This window comes from Psychrobacter sp. 1U2 (assembly GCF_051847575.1).
Genome location: NZ_JBPYDC010000606.1, coordinates 1 through 945 on the forward strand (window position 1 = coordinate 1; position 945 = coordinate 945).

General features: G+C 43.1%; 2 protein-coding genes. One reads left to right on the forward strand and one right to left on the reverse strand.

Annotated elements, in window-relative coordinates; translation table 11 throughout:
• On the forward strand, positions 1-707 hold a 707-nt coding region (gene asd / locus ACS8FD_RS17580), incomplete at its 5' end, for an archaetidylserine decarboxylase (protein WP_439276796.1).
• A 127-nt stretch (positions 708-834) separates the two neighbouring features.
• Here the strand turns inward: asd and ACS8FD_RS17585 are convergent.
• Positions 835-945: DUF1287 domain-containing protein (locus tag ACS8FD_RS17585; RefSeq protein ID WP_439276797.1), on the reverse strand; the 111-nt coding region annotated here is incomplete at its 5' end.

Below are 945 nucleotides of genomic sequence, written 5' to 3' on the forward strand. Positions count from 1 at the left end.
TAAAGTTGGATGAATACGAACGTCAAAGCTTAAATGCTTACGAGAGCTTTAACGATTTTTTTACCCGTGAACTCAAAGATGATGCTCGTGCTATCGATACTACCGTCCATGGCATTGTAAGCCCTGCTGACGGTATTGTCTCGCAGCTTGGTCAAATTAACGATCATAAGCTACTTCAGGCTAAAGGGCGTTACTACGACATCGGACAGCTACTTGCTGATAGTGATGATGGTAGTTACTTCGCTGATGGTAGTTTTGCTACTGTTTATCTAGCGCCCAGCAACTATCACCGTGTGCACATGCCTTTTACAGGTACCTTGACCAAAACTCGCTATGTGCCAGGTACATTATTTTCAGTCAATAATACCACTGCTGCTAACGTGCCCGACTTATTTGCCCGTAACGAGCGTTTGGTTTGTATGTTTGATACCGAATACGGCAAAGCAGCAGTCGTGATGGTTGGCGCTATGATTGTCGCCGGTATTGAGACGGTAGCGACAGGAAAAATTACCCGTACCGACGATATTCAAGAAGCTGAGCATAGTATGGTGTTGGCTCAAGGTGATGAGCTTGGGCGCTTTTATCTGGGGTCAACCGCCATTGTTATATTGCCTAAAGCTGCAAAAGCTGACTGGCAAGATAATATAATGGCGAACAGCGTGGTACAAATGGGTCAATTACTAGGGGCTGCCCATACGGGAAAATAAATAAAACCCCAATAAAAAACCCAGTCAATAGCATGACACTCATGACACTATTGGCTGGGTTTTGTTTTGCGCCATATTATCCATCGTTTACACTATGAATAACTTCATATCATCTGTACCAAATGTTTTAGTAACGAAAATGTTTGGCAATAGGATAGGTGAAAAGGATATTCTCTTCTTGCGTACCATCTCCAATATTGTGAATAATAAGCGGCGTTCCATCGGCAGTCTTTTTGTT